The sequence below is a fragment of the Pseudomonas sp. P1_C12 genome (assembly GCF_056406435.1).
This window is the reverse complement of the sequence record NZ_JBFUAE010000024.1, coordinates 33,582-46,968: the sequence shown is the minus strand read 5'-3', so window position 1 is coordinate 46,968 and position 13,387 is coordinate 33,582. Positions and strand designations below refer to the sequence as shown.

The window sequence follows — 13,387 nt, the reverse complement described above, 5'->3', positions numbered from 1 at the left end:
ACTCAGATCAGTTGAATGCCGTGAGGTCTTTCGGCGCGATGTCATGCTGCTCGCAATAGTCGAGATAACGCTTGAGCCCGGACTTCCAGTTTTCGAGCGCGACGATGTTGTCGTTGTCATCGAGAAACGCGAGATCGCCATTGACCTGAACCAGCGTGAGCACATAGCCGTCGCCATTTCCGGTGCTGACGACTTCTGGGGTGTGAGTCGATCCGGCGGTCTCGTACACGATGCTGCCCGGGCCGGCGACCCAGTCATGCTCCTTGTACTTCCACTGGCCTTCGAAGGTGTAGACCATCACCGTACCCGTGTGGTGGTGCTTGGGCAGTTGCATGTCGATCGGCGCCTTCATCATGACGATCCATTCGCCACGGATCGGGTCGAGCTTGAAGTACTTCAGCAGGACGTTTTCCGCGTAGGGGGTAAACGGCACCCACGGCAGCGATTCGCCATCGATGACTGCGGTGTCGACGTGTTCGTAGAGCATAGGTATCTCCATTGTTTTGTTTGAGATCGAACAATTGTGAGCGGCCAGGATTACCCGACTGACTCAGATGGTCGGTCGGGTGTCCTGAATTTCCCCGGAGGGAACCGTTTGGATCAGACGAGCGGGGTACCCACGAGGGTGGCGCGCAGCATTTTTCTTGGCGCATTGCCGTAGTCAGCTACCGCGTAGTGCTGAACTTGCAGGTTGTCCCACATGGCAACCGTGTTGGTGCGCCACTTCAGGCGTACCTGATATTCCGGAATGGCGGCTTGGGAGATCAGGTAGTTCATCAAATGATGAGCCTCGGGCATGAAGTCCTGGCCGTAACGTACGTCCTCGAAGTTGAAGAAATTCGAGAAATGGGTAGTGAACGCCGAGTTGACGAACAACACCTTTTCACCCGTCTCAGGATGGATAAGCACCACCGGGTGTTCAGCGCCGGGGGTCTTCAGGGCCATCGCGTGACGTTCTTCGCGTGGCAACTGGGCGCCAAAGGTCTGCTCGGCACCGTGCTTTGCATACAAGCCATCGATCCGTTGCTTGATGCTTTCGGGCAAATTTTCGTAGGCCATCACCATGTTGGAAAACAGGGTGTCGCCGCCGGTCTCCGGACCCATTTCGCAGCGCAATACCGCTCCGCGGGGAGGCGCCCTCTTGTAGGTGACATCGGCATGCCAGAGGTTTTCGCGGCTGGCCTTTTCGACATAGCTCTTGGGCTTGCTCGGATCGAGATTGCGGTACAACATCAGCAGCTTGTCCGCCTCCGGATGGCTCGGCGCCAGGGGATGGGCTTCCAGTTCGCTGAATTGCGCGGCGAAGTGCTGTTGCTCCATTGGAGTGATGTTCTGGTCGCGAAAGAACAACACTTTGTGCTTGAGCCACAGGGCCCTGATTTGCGCGATCAATTCTGGATCCTGGGCAGCGTCGACCAGGCTAACGTTGCTGAGCTCGGCGCCGATGGCGGGTGTGCAAAGCTCTACCTTGATCGAATGCTGGCGCACCGACGACCGGATGATGGCCGGTGCCGAGGGAGACGCTGGTGAAGGGGTGTCTTGGATTTCGGCGATTTTTGTCATTGTTGTGTCCAGTCCGTGCTTGTGCGGCGGTGCGCAATATGTGCATCCGGTATAGGTAACTGTCCCCTGCCTATCAGGTAGAGGTGCCGTTCCTATAGTAGGTATCCCGGGTTCGATGTTATTGGCTTGGCAGGACAGTTTCTTCGCATATTGGGACGGATGAGTCGAAGGCATGTCTCGAAGGCGAATAATGGCCACGCTCCTCCCACTTACACAGAATCCAGTGAGTTGCATCGTCCGGTTGAATCCGCAACACACGCTGCCCCGTCAGACAACAAGCGCGGATAATTTGTGGCCCCTGGCACCAAAGTGCATAAAATCATTGAAAAAAACCGGTATAAGCTTTAAACGGGAAGCTTTACGGCACATTGCTAACAATCAGTAAGTGAGTGTCGGCAGTTTTGGGCTCAGGGAGCGCTGATGAGTTTTCGTACATTGACCGGCTCCCCATGGCAATCGCGCACGTGCGAAGTTGCCGCACTTGAACCCATAGAGAACCCGGATACTGTCGGCATGGCCTGCGCTGGCGGCGACGACACGATCGGACAATTGCTGGATTCAGCGCGCAACGGGGCCCATACCAGCGCCTGGGTGTTTTACCGCGCCGGTGAACAGATGCATCGGGTCGGCCAGGGCGACCCACGGGTACAGTGGCCTTCAAGCATTGCGAATGAAGAGTTTGAAGCCTTTTGCCTGACCTCGAACTTGCACCGCTGGCCGACCGGCAGAGGCGAAGGTGTGCTGGGTTGGCTACTCGCGCCACTCGACGATGCTGCGCAACCGGCGCTCGCTGAACTTGCCCAGCGCCTGGGCATTGAGCTACAGACCAATACCCTGGCCCGTGCGCAGATCACTCAGCGTGTGCTGTATGAAATTACCTATCTGGCCAGTTCGACCCGTGACCGCTCAGTGTTTCTGGTGGGGGTACACCGGCTGCTGGCCAGCCTGATCGACGCCGAGAACTTCTATCTCGCGCTGTATAACCCGCACACCGGCAAGATCGACTACCCGTATTACGTCGACATCATCGACGCTGATGCCCTGGAGGCCGAGAACTACGAATACCTTGACCCGTCGCACCTGTCATTGACCGGTCAGGTGCTGACCTCTGGCCAGCCGTTGTTGATCGACTCTGCCGGCATTCTCGCGGCTCAGGCCGAAAACCGTTTTTATTGCGTGGGTGATCGTCCCGAGTTCTGGATGGGCGCACCGTTGAAAAATGCCTCGGATGAGGTGTTTGGCATGCTGGCGATGCAGGTCTACGACGTTTCTCGCATCTACAGCACCGAAGACCGCGCGCTGTTTCTGGTGGTCGCCCGTCACGTGGCCATGGCGCTGGACCGGATTCTGCACCGGGAGGACCTGGAAGAAACGGTGATGCGTCGTACCCTGGAGCTTTCGGCACTCAACGACGCCTTGAGGCAGGAAGTGGCAGACCGAGAGCGCGCCGAACATCTGCAGAGCGCGCTGTTCCAGATTGCCGAACTGTCGAGCCGGCCTGGCGACATGGCCGAGTTGTTCCAGACCTTGCATGGCATCGTCGGTGAACTGCTGTTCGCGCAGAACTTCTACATTGCCCTGTTCGACGGCGCGACCGGTGAAGTGACGTTTCCCTATTATGTGGATGAACGGCAGACGACCCGCCCGGCGGCACGGCGAGGGCGCCGGGGCTTGACCGAGTACGTGATCCGTCAGCGTCGAGCCTGCCTGATTGACGCCGGCGAGGCTGAGCGATTGTCCGCGCACGGTGAAATCGAAATTGCCCATGAGTCTGTGCGCTCCTACTCCTGGCTGGGCATTCCATTGTTCGAAGACGACGTGGTGCGAGGCGTGCTGGCGGTGCAAAGCTATACCTCGCAGGTGAGCTATACCCAGCGTGACCAGGAGCTGCTGACCTTCGTGTCGCGGCACATCGACACAGCGTTGTCGCGACGCACAGCCGCCGAAGCGATCCATGCCGCCAACCTCCAGCTGGAAGCCCGGGTGCAGAGCCGCACCCGCGAGCTCGATCACGCCAATGCCAAGTTGCAGCACGAGAACTCCCACGATGCGCTGACCGGACTACCGAATCGCACCTACCTGCAACAGCGCCTCAATCTGTCCTGGTCGCGGTTCGGCAGCGAAGGCGGGCACCTGTCGGTGATGTTCATCGATCTCGACCGCTTCAAGATGGTGAACGACAGCCTCGGCCACCATTTTGGCGACCTGCTGTTGATGCAGGCGGCCCACCGTTTACGTGGTTGCCTGCGCGACACCGACATGCTCGCGCGCCTGGGGGGCGACGAGTTTTCGGTGCTGGCTCCCGAGGCGTCGCTGGACGTGATGATCGAAATTGCCGAACGGATCCTGGTGGCGTTCGACCTGCCGTTTTTCATCAATGGCCATGAAGTTTTCTCGTCCTGCAGTATCGGTATCGTCAGCGCCGACAGTCAGTTCCATCACGAGCCCGCCGACTTGCTGCGCGATGCCGATGCGGCGATGTATCGGGTCAAGAGTGCCGGACGCGACAGCTACGCGGTGTTCAACCAGGAAGTGCGCCGTGAAGTCTCGGACCAGGTCGAGCGAGAAGGGGCCTTGCGCAACGCGCTCAAGCGTACTGACGAACTGCTGCCGTATTTCCAGCCGATCGTCAGCGTCGAAACCGGCGAGCTGTTGGCCCTTGAAGCGTTGATCCGCTGGCATCAGCCGGGCGGCCGGGTGATTGCGCCGGGCGAGTTCTTGCCGGATGTCGAGGGTTTGCGCCTGATCGGTCGACTGGACCTGTACATGCTTGCCAGCATTGCAGCGATCCTCGCACAGCCCGGGCACGCCAATTGGCCGCCGGTGCACGTCAACTGCTCCAGCTACAGCATGACGCGTCCCGACTTCGCCAGTGAGGTGCTGGCACTGTTGGCGCAACACCGGGTCTCGCCGTCACGGATCTGCCTGGAACTGACCGAAGGGGCGCTGGTAGCCGAGCCGGCGATTGCCCGACAAACCATGCAGCAACTGGCGGACAACGGCATGTCGGTGGTGCTCGATGACTTCGGTGCAGGGTTTTCATCCCTGAGCTATGTGCATCAATACCGTTTCAGCGGATTGAAAATCGACAAGTCGTTCATCCTCGAACTGACCACCAGTACCCGCAGTCGCGCGATCGTCCGGGCGATTGTGCGGATGGCCGAATCCCTTGATCTGAGTGTGGTGGCCGAAGGTGTCGAGGATGAAGCGACGCTGGACCTGCTGCGCGAAATGGGCGCAGGACAGGCCCAGGGTTATCATTTCGCCAAGCCGATGGGGTTGGAGGCGCTATTGGCGAGTTCACTGCTCGATCGCCAGGGATCGAGGACATTTCATGGCAGGAGCAAACACGGATGAATCATATTTCAAGGGAGAGACTCATGGCATCAGGGCAATGTCTTTGCGGGGCTGTACGCTTTTCCCTGGCGGTTGAACCACGATTTTTTTATCGCTGCCATTGCACCCTGTGCCGCAAGCAAACCGGGGTCGGCCATAATCTCGCCACGCTGGTCAACGCTCGCGACTTTCGATGGGATGAAGGGCAAGAGGCGATCACGGGTTGGCGCAAAACCAGCGGGTACAGAAATGACTTTTGCTCGCGATGTGGCTCGACCGTGCCTAATATTCTTCGCGAAACGCCCTATTTCTGGATTCCGCTTGGACTTCTCGATGCCGGGCTGAGCATGGAGTGTATTGGGGATTTCTGCACCGATGACGCTATGCCATGGGATGAACAACGCTCGGAAAAAAGTCATTGCGCAGCCCCGGATTCACTGGAGCTTCTTCTGCATGAACTGCAGGTCAATGATTGACTCGGGTGCCTGACCGGCATAGGGACGAACGGGTAGCCTGGCCCATAATTGGTTCACCACTGTCCGCTGCCCGGAGCGCCCAATGCCGCCCATCACCACGCGCCTGGTGGCGCTGCTTGTTCTTTGCCTGACACTTGAAGTGCCAGCCCAAACCAACGGCTGCCCGGCTGGCGAGAAGCAAGTGTGCCTGGACGACTGCATCTGCCTGCCAGACGTGGTGCCTGATGACATCTACCAGATCGCGGCGCCTGGGCTGGCGCTGTGGCTGACCCAAGCGCGTGCTGAAGCAGCCAACGCCGGCATCCAACCCATTCCACCGCACATCCGCGAGCAGCTACTGCACTGGTACGCCCCCAGCGTCCTCGATACCGCGCGCTACAAAATCAGCGACAACGGCCAATTCAACGCCGCCACCGCCATGCTGCAAAACCCCGATGTCGGTGCCGTGACGCTGATCGACATCATCCTGTTCCGGGACGCGCAATCGGCAGAACAGGACATCGCGCTCTGGGCTCACGAACTCAAACATGTGCAGCAGTATCAGGAGTGGGGGGTGCTGGGATTTGCCCAACGCTATACACAGGATTTCAATGCGGTGGAGGCGCCGGCTTATGCCATACAGGCTGAGGTCAGGCGCTCGGTGAGGGCAGGGACTTACTGAAGGGCAGCATACTTTCTCGTTATTTTCATGTACGACCCTTTTGGGAGTACTCGCTCCGCGTGACAGGAAGTTTTTCCACGATACGCATACTTGTCGGGCCTTTGACAAAGTCATCTGTGGCCTTGTGGTGGTGACCAGCAAACCACTGCGTCTGCACGCGCGGGACCATACGCCGCTGGCCGAGGTCTTCCATACCCTGTTCATCAGATTCAGGCGCAGCGCGCTGGAGGGGATGACCCTGTTGACCGCACAGGCCTTCATTTACAACGCGATCCGCTGGTGCTCACCGATTTTTACCAGATGCCTGTCGAGCATGTAGGTTGGTATGGATTGCCCTTGGCACTGGGCAATTTCTGCGGGCCGCTGCTGTTGGGGCGCCTGTTCGACGTGATCGGCCGACGCGTGATGATCAGCTTCACCTACGCGATGTCGGGGGTGTTGCTGGCGCTCAATGGCTATGCCTTCCAGCAGGGTTGGCTGGATGTCACCCAGCAAGCCGCGGCGTGGATGGTGATCTTTTTTTTCGCCTCGGCAGCGGCCAGCTCGGCCTACCTGACCGTGGCGGAAACCTTCCCACTGGAAATCCGCGCCTTGGCCATCGCCGTGTTTTACGCCTTTGGCACCGGCTTGGGCGGCATCATCGGGCCGATGTTGTTTGGCCAACTGATCCAGTCCCAGCAGCGCAGCAGTCTGTTGATTGGTTATCTGACAGGCGCTGCACTAATGTGTGTGGCGGCGGTGGTGCAGGCGATTTGGGGGGTGGCTGCGGAGCGTCGAGCGTTGGAGCAGGTGGCCAGGCCTTTGTCGCAGGCTGAGGATTGAGGGGGGCTACCAGCCAGCGAGCAAAGGTGTTGGCCCTTTCGTGAAGGTGAACACCTCAGGCTTACACTGGCCATCATCTGCTTTTTTTGGGTACTTCACGGAATCCCGGGGAACACATATAACGAAATATCTGTAGGGGCTGCTGCAGGCTGCGATCTTTTTGATCTTGATCTTCAGYAATMTCCAGATCGCAAAAGCAAGATCAAAAGATCGTCCGAACGCGGCCCGARCCTYCGGCAGCTCCTACAGGGGAACGCGTGCACCACCAAACAACGAGGTCGAGCGTTAGCTCGCCTCGCGGTGCTGTTGTGGTGCACGCCCCCTCGAGAGGCCGAGCGTAGGTTCTGCGCAGTGGGCAACCCGGCATGGATGCCGGGTTAGCCGCCGCCGGCCATGGATGGCCGATGGCGGCGGGCCCACGGAGCAGGACCGGAGCGAGGGGATGCCGAGCCTAGGCGAGGCACCGAACGTCAGGGGCAAGAGCCCTTGGTTACTTGGGGCCGGGCGGCGTTCCGCTCTTCCAAGTGACCCGCCGTAAGGGCGGAACCCTAAGTGGCCGTTACCGCAGCAATGAATATGTACACCAGGAAGAAAATGGTCGGCCGTAAGGTCGCCATCTCGACGTATCACTCGGACATTCTGCTTTCTCGATGCCAGAGTGTCGGAAAAAGCTCGTGCTCCATAGGTACATCTGATGCCAGAGCATCTTTAAGCCCAGGAAAGTCGGGGGAGGTGGCCCAAGGTCTCGGCGCATGCCGCACGTCATCGCCTATGACCCTCACTGAAAACGCGCGGCGACGGTTATGCCCGCCCACGCCAGCAGAGGCATGCAAGGTCAACATGTTGAAACACACCATGTCCCCCGGCGACAACGTCCATCCGAGAATGGGAAAGTCCTCGCGATGGCTTTCAATATCCGGTAGCTCGCCCAATGTTCCCTCGGAAAACCATTTGGCCTGGCTGTCCATGAAGGACCGAGGCATCAACCAGGGGCCTTTGTGTGAGCCGGCGATGAACTCGAGGGTCGATTCCCTGGGCACGGGGTCAACTGGAATCCAGAAACTCACGGTGTCCGACCCCGTGATGTTGTAGTAGGGCTGGTCCTGGTGCCAAGGTGTGCGTTGGCGCGTATTGGGCTCTTTCACCAGCAAGTGATCATGGTGCAGGCGCACCCGTTGGCTGTTCAGCAGGGCGGCCGCGATGGGGGCGATGGCGGAGTTGAAGATGAAGTCGCGATAGTGTGCATTCTCTTGCCAGTTACAAAAGTCCTCGAAGAACCATCCCGGGTCCGTAGGGCAGCTCGCCACTTTTGCGCGAGGGCTGGGATGGGCAAGGTTGCGCTCGATGCCTAGCGTTAGTTCGCTGATTTGCTGCGCAGTAAACGCATTACGGATGCACACTGCACCATCGGTTTGAAAGGCACGTACAGTCTCGTCGCTGACGGGGATGGCAAAACGAGATTCACCGCGTTGCGTCATTTCGTTCATGGGGATTGCCTCATTCGCCGTAAATATCGAAGTTGAAGTACTGCTTCGCGATCTGGTCGTATTGGCCTGATTGGCGAATGCTGGCAATGGCCGTGTTCAGCTGCTCTCTGAGATCAGGCTCGTTTTTTCGGACACCGATAGCGACGCCATCGCCAATGATGCTTTTGTCGGTGATGGGCTCACCGGCGAAGGCAAAGCCCTGGCCCTGAGGCTTTTGCAGTAATCCGATGTCGGCTTGTACCGAGGCCTGGAACGATGCATCCAGGCGTCCGGTGATGAGGTCTGAAAACACCTGGTCCTGGGTTTGGTAGGTAAGGATATTGACGCCTTGGTGGCCCCATTGCGACTTGGCATAGCTTTCATGCAGCGAGCCTTGAACCACCCCAACCGACTTGCCCTTCAATGATTCTGCCGTCGGCAGCAATCCGGAGTCTTTTCTGGCAACGAGAGAAGACGGCGCGGTGTAGATTTTGTGGCTGAAATCGACCTGCTGGCGACGTGGCTCGGTGGCGCTGAATGCAGACAGAATGGCGTCAAATTTTTTCGCCTTTAACGCCGGGATCATGCTGTCGAAGGTCTGCTCGACCCAAATACACTTGACCCGCAACTCGGCACAAAGGGCATTGCCCAGATCGATATCAAAACCACTCAATGAGCCATCTGGCTGCTTTTGCTCGAAAGGTGGGTAGCTAGGGTCGACGCCGAATCTGATCACCGGTTCTGCCTGCGATAGCGGGGTGATGATCAGCCCGAACAGCAGAGTGATGTATTGAAGTTTGCGTAGTTGCATGATGACCTCATTTTTTATTGGTTTTCACGTTTTGGCAGGTCTTTGCTCAAGCGTTGAGTGGCAAGAAGGCCTCAGTCAACTTGACCCAATAGCCAGCGCCCCGAATCAGGATGTCGTCATTGAAGTCGTAGCGAGGGTCGTGAGCCATGCAGCTCTTTTCACCGTCGCCATTGCCGATGATCAGATAGCTGCCAGGGCATTGCTGCAGGAAGTAGGCGAAATCCTCGCTGCCATTGAAGGGCACGATGTCGTTCATCACCTCGTCCTCACCGAGCCAGTCGATGGCCACCTGACTGGCAAACCGGGTCATTTCTTCGTCATTCACCAGCAACGGGTAGTCGGCACTGTAGTCGATGTCGGCGGTCGCGCCGAATGCCTGCGCCTGGGCGTGAATGAGGTGTTTTATCTGGCGCTCCAGGCGGTCCCGGACGGCGTTGTTCAGTGAGCGGACGGAAATCAGCATGTGCGCGCTGTCCGGGATCACGTTGGACGCCTTGCCTGCGTTAATGGCCCCGACGGTGATAACGCTCATTTCCTGAGGTGAAGTGTTGCGCGAGACGATTGTCTGCAAGGCCATGATGATGCTTGCGCAGACCACCACGGGGTCGACGCTCAGATGCGGCATCGCGCCATGACCGCCTTTTCCGTGAATCGTGACATTGACCTGGTCGGCGGAGGCCATGAAGGGGCCGGCTCGGAACCCGAGTTTTCCGACAGGGTAGCCTGGCATGTTGTGTGCGGCGAACACTGCATCGCAGGGGAACTGTTGCAGCACGCCTTCCTGAATCATTCGTCGGGCGCCGGCCAGACCTTCTTCGGCCGGCTGGAAAATCAGGCGGACGGTGCCATCGAACGGATGGCCATGGGCGAGGGCGTAGGCGGCGGCGAGGAGCATGACCGTATGCCCGTCATGGCCACACGCGTGCATCTTGCCCGGTATCCGGCTTGCGTAGGGGAGCCCGGTTTTTTCCAGAATAGGCAGTGCGTCCATGTCAGCCCGTATGCCGATCACACGCGAACTGGTGCCTTTTTTCAGCGTGGCGATGACCGCGGTTTCGGCGAAGCCGCGCGTCACGTCATAACCCCATTTGATCAATCGTTCGGCTACCAGCTCACTAGTCTCGACCTCCTGAAAACCGAGTTCAGGGTTGGCATGGATCTGGTGGCGCAGTTCGCGCATTTCCTGCTCAATCTCTTTTAACAGCGTGATGGACTGTGTCATTGGCAGTGTTTTTCCTTGGTGACCAAGAGGAGAAACCAATCTGTCGCAAGGGCCACAATCGACGATGGCTTACGGCATCATGCGTTTCATCAAAGTGCCGGGGCTTTTTCTGGTACGGTCTTTTGGTGAGGTTCGAAGCCCAGGTGGTGCTGGTCCGAGAGTAGTGGGCCAAGGCAGCAGCTGACAGGCAATCGAAAGTGAACAAGGCAACCCAGGGTTAACACCGGCGGACACTATGAAGTTCTATCAACTCAATGCACTCGTGGCGGTGGCCGACGCGGGCAGCATCCGCGGCGCTGCAAAAAGGCTCGACACTTCGCCGGCAGCGGTCACCAAGGCCATCCAGAAGCTGGAGGCAGACACCGCCACACAATTGCTGATCCGTAATACCTCAGGGATTGTGTTTACCGAGCTCGGCAAAAAGTTGTTGATTCAGGCACGTCTGCTGGTGGCACAGATGGTCAGCGCCCGTCAGGTATTGCCTGATTGCAAGGGGGAACTGGAGGGGTGCTTGTCGGTTGCCGTGACACCCTGGTTGGCGATGACGCTCATGCCAAAATCCGTCGTGCGTTTTCGCCAGCTGTTTCCAAAGGTACAACTTGAATTGTATGAGGGGCTTTCATCGGTCGCGTGTCCGCTGCTGCGGGATGCGAGCGTCGATCTGTTTATCGGACGGCTTGATACCCGGTTTTCCAGCACCGACCTGACCTATCTGCCGCTGTTCACGGCTGATTGTGCGGTGGTGGCCCGTCAGCAACACCCGTTGTCGAACAGCAGGACCATGGAGGATCTGGCGTCGGCTGACTGGATACTGGCCTCGCAACAAGATGGAACGATTTCGACGCAGGGGCATGTGCATTTCGCCCATTCGCTCTCGATCATCTTGAGCTTGCTGCGTGAAACCGACATGTTAAGCATCTTTCCCTGGCCGCTGGTGGAGATATGTGCACAGCGCGAAGGCTTGTGCGCCTTGCCTCTGCGCGAGCCGGTCGGCAGTGCCTCGGTTGGCGCCATCAGCCGAAGCGGGCAGCCCCTGCGGCCGGCGGCCGAGCGGTTTCTGGAGTGTCTGATCGAAACCATTCACCTGGAGATGGGGCATGCGCAATCTCCTTATCGGCGCATGTTGCAGACCGTCGATTTGTTGGTCTGAGAGCTGTTATCGAAACTGAGTGGAACGTCACTGGTTGCATGGTCATACGTCACTGCCTGTTCCTGGCCAACTCCTGCCAGATCAGTTGGCCGTTCTTGACGTAGTCAGTTGAAGAGGAAGTTACTGGTGCTCAGTCAGGTTGAGCGTGTCCTTCCAGAATCTCAAATCCATCATCAAGGGGGGCGTACCCCACAACTTTTCTGGTCTTCTCGATAGAAAGTCGCTTATATCTGTTATCTGAGACCCCGTGGATAACATGAAATCCGCTCAGCTCGGCCTCGACGCAATTTCTAAGTAGTGCGACAACATCCCTGATACTAATAAAAGCAGCTACATCCCTGTGACTGTGGTTTTCCCCTTGGTGAAATATAGCTACGTTTGCAATACGGACTGCGATTGTTGTCATTTGACCATCGTTTGCATACATCGAAGCCAGCGCTTCCCCGAACGCTTTGCTGACCCCGTATAGATTGCCTGGCTTAGGTGCCATACATTCATGTATCTGGACATCCTCTGGATAACCTTCGATAGCCTGAGCGCTGCTCGCAAATATAAAGCGCTCGCAGCCTTGAGCCTTTGCGGCGAATAGCATGTTGTAGGTGCCCACAATATTCACAGGGAGCAGGGAGGTCATGAAATCGGCGTCTGGGCGAGGGTCAGCAGCTAGATGAATCACTGTATGTATGCCTTCGCAAGCTTCAAGGCAACTGGCTTGAACGCTGATGTCGAGAGCGAAACGTTGTGCCGATTGCGGAAGTGTTGATACGTCCATGTCGGCTAAACGCAAATCTGATTTATCGTAGTGCGCTTTCCAAAAAGCGCTGCCGATTCGGCCCGCAGCACCTGTGACTAAAATTTTTCGCGCGTTCATTTCAGCATGTCCTTATGGTAAACGTCACTGTAGCTTCCCAGCGTTACGAAGGGGCTGAATCCACAATAGCTGTCGGTGGGCAAGGAGCGCTTTCAATCCAATTACCGCCTGGGAAACCGAGCACCACTTAACTCGTTGTCCCGCTCGCTCCTGTAATATGCCAGCCCTCACCACCACGAGCTTTGAAAATGGATTCTCACTCGATTCTGACTTTTACCTTGGTCGCCGCGATTGCTATCGCCAGCCCAGGGCCTGCGACCTTGATGGCGATCAACAATAGCCTGGCCCATGGGCAGCGCAGCGCCATATGGTCATCGCTCGGCAACGCCAGTGGCCTGTTCTGCCTGTCGTCCGCTGCCATGCTGGGGCTGGGGGCGCTGCTCGCCAGTTCCGAATGGTTGTTCAACGCGGTGAAATTCATCGGTGCCGGTTATTTGTTCTACCTGGGCATCAGACAATTGTTCAAAAAGGGCCCGATGCTCCCGGACGGGATTCAGGATAACTTGAAGAAAAGCCGGCCGACTCGCTCCAAGCTGTACAAATCGGCCTTCCTGACGGCGGTGACCAACCCCAAGGCGACGATGTTCTTCACCGCGCTGTTTCCGCAGTTCATCGATCAGAGCACGGCATTGCTGCCGCAATTTCTGATCCTCACCTCGATCTTCATGGCATTGTCGGTGTCGTCCCTGAGCCTCTATGCCGCGCTCGCCTCGCGGGCCAAGGGTGTGCTGACCCGGCCTGCGCTGTCCCGTTGGGTTAGCCGGGTGGTGGGGTCGACATTCATCGGTTTCGGTGCTGCCATTCTGACCATGCGGCGGCAGGCGGCGTAAGGGGAGTCGGGCTTGTAACTCCGGTAACAGGAAGGCCGGGGACTGTGAAACTCTGTACGAACCTACCCAGTAAGCGCTTCAAGGAAGATTAAACGGCGCATCATGGGGGAAGCCCTTTACCGGAAAGTATCGGTGAATCGGGTGTTGGATAAGGTTGAAATTACGGAGTAGCCATTCCG

At 57.8% G+C, this 13,387-nt stretch carries 11 protein-coding genes and 1 pseudogene; 6 read left to right on the top strand and 6 right to left on the bottom strand.

Going from position 1 to position 13,387, the window contains the following annotated elements:
* Positions 1-7 precede the first annotated feature (7 nt).
* Both AC1D19_RS27800 and AC1D19_RS27795 read right to left on the bottom strand, forming a co-directional pair.
* Positions 8-487, bottom strand: coding sequence for a 2,4'-dihydroxyacetophenone dioxygenase family protein (locus tag AC1D19_RS27800; protein ID WP_477765256.1), 480 nt, complete (start codon positions 485-487; stop codon positions 8-10).
* 113 nt (positions 488-600) lie between these two features.
* The gene (locus AC1D19_RS27795) at positions 601-1,473 is read right to left on the bottom strand and encodes a TauD/TfdA dioxygenase family protein (protein ID WP_477765274.1); all 873 of its coding nucleotides are present in this window, start codon (positions 1,471-1,473) and stop codon (positions 601-603) included.
* Between the two features lie 510 nt (positions 1,474-1,983).
* On the opposite strand from AC1D19_RS27795, the gene AC1D19_RS27790 reads away from it, so the two are divergent.
* The 4 genes and pseudogenes from AC1D19_RS27790 to AC1D19_RS27775 all read left to right on the top strand — a co-directional run.
* Entirely contained in the window at positions 1,984-4,920 is a 2,937-nt protein-coding gene (locus AC1D19_RS27790; RefSeq protein ID WP_477765255.1) for a sensor domain-containing phosphodiesterase, read from the top strand.
* A gap of 23 nt (positions 4,921-4,943) precedes the next feature.
* Positions 4,944-5,375, top strand: coding sequence for a GFA family protein (locus AC1D19_RS27785; protein ID WP_477765273.1), 432 nt, complete (start codon positions 4,944-4,946; stop codon positions 5,373-5,375).
* A gap of 82 nt (positions 5,376-5,457) precedes the next feature.
* Positions 5,458-6,036: an eCIS core domain-containing protein gene (locus AC1D19_RS27780; RefSeq protein WP_477765254.1), complete on the top strand. Its 579-nt coding sequence runs from the start codon at positions 5,458-5,460 to the stop codon at positions 6,034-6,036.
* Positions 6,037-6,157: 121 nt separating this feature from the next.
* Positions 6,158-6,858: pseudogene (locus AC1D19_RS27775) on the top strand (MFS transporter); the annotation flags it as partial.
* Between the two features lie 626 nt (positions 6,859-7,484).
* On the opposite strand, the gene AC1D19_RS27770 reads toward AC1D19_RS27775, so the two are convergent.
* From AC1D19_RS27770 to AC1D19_RS27760, 3 genes are read right to left on the bottom strand one after another with little or no spacing between them, the layout of a single operon-like run.
* The gene (locus tag AC1D19_RS27770; RefSeq protein ID WP_477755259.1) at positions 7,485-8,345 is read right to left on the bottom strand and encodes a phytanoyl-CoA dioxygenase family protein; all 861 of its coding nucleotides are present in this window, start codon (positions 8,343-8,345) and stop codon (positions 7,485-7,487) included.
* A 10-nt stretch (positions 8,346-8,355) separates the two neighbouring features.
* The gene (locus AC1D19_RS27765) at positions 8,356-9,135 is read right to left on the bottom strand and encodes an ABC transporter substrate-binding protein (RefSeq protein WP_477765253.1); all 780 of its coding nucleotides are present in this window, start codon (positions 9,133-9,135) and stop codon (positions 8,356-8,358) included.
* A gap of 46 nt (positions 9,136-9,181) precedes the next feature.
* On the bottom strand, positions 9,182-10,357 hold the full coding sequence (locus AC1D19_RS27760) for a M20 aminoacylase family protein (RefSeq protein WP_477765252.1): 1,176 nt from the start codon (positions 10,355-10,357) through the stop codon (positions 9,182-9,184).
* A gap of 235 nt (positions 10,358-10,592) precedes the next feature.
* Here AC1D19_RS27760 and AC1D19_RS27755 point away from each other — a divergent pair, with 235 nt between their 5' ends.
* On the top strand, positions 10,593-11,507 hold the full coding sequence (locus AC1D19_RS27755) for a LysR family transcriptional regulator (RefSeq protein ID WP_477755262.1): 915 nt from the start codon (positions 10,593-10,595) through the stop codon (positions 11,505-11,507).
* Between the two features lie 130 nt (positions 11,508-11,637).
* On the opposite strand, the gene AC1D19_RS27750 is transcribed toward AC1D19_RS27755, so the two are convergent.
* On the bottom strand, positions 11,638-12,378 hold the full coding sequence (locus tag AC1D19_RS27750; RefSeq protein ID WP_477755263.1) for an NAD-dependent epimerase/dehydratase family protein: 741 nt from the start codon (positions 12,376-12,378) through the stop codon (positions 11,638-11,640).
* A gap of 188 nt (positions 12,379-12,566) precedes the next feature.
* On the opposite strand from AC1D19_RS27750, the gene AC1D19_RS27745 reads away from it, so the two are divergent.
* Positions 12,567-13,208 carry a LysE family translocator gene (locus tag AC1D19_RS27745; protein WP_223458943.1) on the top strand — a complete coding sequence of 214 codons (642 nt, stop codon included), beginning with the start codon at positions 12,567-12,569 and terminating at the stop codon, positions 13,206-13,208.
* The last annotated feature ends 179 nt before the right edge of the window (positions 13,209-13,387 follow it).

Coding starts and splice junctions, on each gene's coding strand:
- AC1D19_RS27800 (WP_477765256.1), bottom strand. CDS start 487: ATGCTCTACGAACACGTCGACACCGCAGTCATCGATGGCGAATCGCTG.
- AC1D19_RS27790 (WP_477765255.1), top strand. CDS start 1,984: ATGAGTTTTCGTACATTGACCGGCTCCCCATGGCAATCGCGCACGTGC.
- AC1D19_RS27785 (WP_477765273.1), top strand. CDS start 4,944: ATGGCATCAGGGCAATGTCTTTGCGGGGCTGTACGCTTTTCCCTGGCG.
- AC1D19_RS27780 (WP_477765254.1), top strand. CDS start 5,458: ATGCCGCCCATCACCACGCGCCTGGTGGCGCTGCTTGTTCTTTGCCTG.
- AC1D19_RS27770 (WP_477755259.1), bottom strand. CDS start 8,345: ATGAACGAAATGACGCAACGCGGTGAATCTCGTTTTGCCATCCCCGTC.
- AC1D19_RS27765 (WP_477765253.1), bottom strand. CDS start 9,135: ATGCAACTACGCAAACTTCAATACATCACTCTGCTGTTCGGGCTGATC.
- AC1D19_RS27760 (WP_477765252.1), bottom strand. CDS start 10,357: ATGACACAGTCCATCACGCTGTTAAAAGAGATTGAGCAGGAAATGCGC.
- AC1D19_RS27755 (WP_477755262.1), top strand. CDS start 10,593: ATGAAGTTCTATCAACTCAATGCACTCGTGGCGGTGGCCGACGCGGGC.
- AC1D19_RS27750 (WP_477755263.1), bottom strand. CDS start 12,378: ATGAACGCGCGAAAAATTTTAGTCACAGGTGCTGCGGGCCGAATCGGC.
- AC1D19_RS27745 (WP_223458943.1), top strand. CDS start 12,567: ATGGATTCTCACTCGATTCTGACTTTTACCTTGGTCGCCGCGATTGCT.